At 36.9% G+C, this 1,528-nt stretch carries 2 protein-coding genes and 1 pseudogene; 1 reads left to right on the top strand and 2 read right to left on the bottom strand.

Annotated features, from left to right (window positions below; genetic code table 11):
* Positions 1-694, bottom strand: a 694-nt coding sequence (locus IHO40_RS04045; protein WP_225536879.1) for a uracil-DNA glycosylase, incomplete at its 3' end; no start/stop codon positions are given.
* Positions 684-1,223, bottom strand: coding sequence for a peptide deformylase (def, locus tag IHO40_RS04040; RefSeq protein ID WP_225536878.1), 540 nt, complete (start codon positions 1,221-1,223; stop codon positions 684-686). The genes def and IHO40_RS04045, both read right to left, overlap by 11 nt.
* A gap of 138 nt (positions 1,224-1,361) precedes the next feature.
* Between def and IHO40_RS06095 the strand changes: the two are divergent.
* A pseudogene (locus IHO40_RS06095) lies at positions 1,362-1,528 on the top strand (cell division protein FtsA); the annotation flags it as partial.

Raw genomic sequence — 1,528 nt, 5'->3', positions numbered from 1 at the left:
AAGCTGGATGAAATATGGCAGCTGTGGTAATTGAATTAGACAAGTATTGGTTAGTATACGTATGAAACCTGCCACGCAGGGTTGATATAGTTTTTGTGTTATCAAGTAGGCTATAACATGCGATTCCTCCGACCAGAACTAGAATCTGTGGTGAAACCAGTGCAATATGTTTTTCGACGAATGGCCTGCACATATCAAGTTCTAAGTCAGTTGGTTTTCTGTTACCAGGTGGACGCCAAAATACGGTATTGCTTATGTAAACTTTAGTGCGATCAAGATTAATTGCACCGAGCATTTTATCAAGCAACATCCCGCTTGCACCGCAAAATGGTATGCCTTGCAGGTCTTCATTTGCTCCAGGAGCTTCACCAACGAGCATAATTTTCGCATTTGGATTACCACCGGAAAAAACAGTATTGGTTGCAGTTTTCTTTATTTCACAACCTTCAAATGATATAACTGCACTTCTTAGCTCATCCACACTACTGCATTTACTTGCAAGTTTCCTTGCTTCAATTATCCAGTCACTTGGGAACATGGTTTGTTGTTCTTTTTTTTGTTGGATGACAGGAGGCTGCACAGCTTTGTTATCCTCCTTATCTTCGACTTTTTTTTCTTCCTTACTTTCTGTTAGCGTACAATCAACGCCCACTTCATGGTAAAATTTTAATATTTCTAAATCCTCATCGCTCATAGTGCCTCTTGATCTTTTGTGCTTTTTTTATGGCCATATTATACTTCAATTTAGACAAACGTCTAATATATAATATACCATTTAAGTGATCTAGCTCATGCTGAATACATCTCGCAAGCCAACCACTAGCTTTTAGCATCCGTTCCTCATTATTTAAGTCTCTATATTTTACAGTTAAATACTTCGGACGCTTAATTTCGTGACTTTGTTCTGGAATTGAAAGACACCCTTCTTTGAGAATTATTTGCTCATCAGATGATTCCGTGATTTCAGGATTAATCATGCAAAACTTGCCATTCGATTCATATCCTGCTGGCCCGCCTTTAATGTCCTTCAGTTGAACACCCATAACAAAAATTCTTTTTAGTACTCCAACCTGCACTGCAGCAAGGCCAATACCATCTGCATCGTACATAGTTTCGAACATGTCGTTTACTAATTCTTTAATTTCATCGTTTATAGCTGTTACTCCGCTGGCACGTGTAGTTAACCTTTCATCAGGGGCAATTACAATTGGTAATTTAGACATAAAATTATAACTCTATGTTTTATTTTTTCCTTTGTCTAGTGTTTGGGGTATATTAAAATGTTGCTGTATTTTTATAATAGAATATAAACTATTAAAGAAAGTTACAATTTGAATAGAATTGTGCCATAAGGTCAACTGATGTACTCTGCAGTAATAATAAAGCCAAGGGGAAGTGTTTTTGCTGTTTTAGACATAGGCACAACAAAGATTATCTGTCTAATCGTTAAAGTCAGTGGCAATTTCAGTTATGAAATAACAGGAGCAGGTTATAAGATCGCAGAGGGTATAAATGGTGGATCAATAAC

Origin of the sequence: Wolbachia endosymbiont of Mansonella ozzardi (genome assembly GCF_020278625.1) — a bacterium.
GTDB lineage: Bacteria > Pseudomonadota > Alphaproteobacteria > Rickettsiales > Anaplasmataceae > Wolbachia.
This window is presented reverse-complemented; position numbering and strand designations above follow the sequence as displayed.

Bases quoted from the DNA above. Each gene is read 5' to 3' on its own strand.
- def (WP_225536878.1), bottom strand. From the start codon at position 1,223: ATGTCTAAATTACCAATTGTAATTGCCCCTGATGAAAGGTTAACTACA.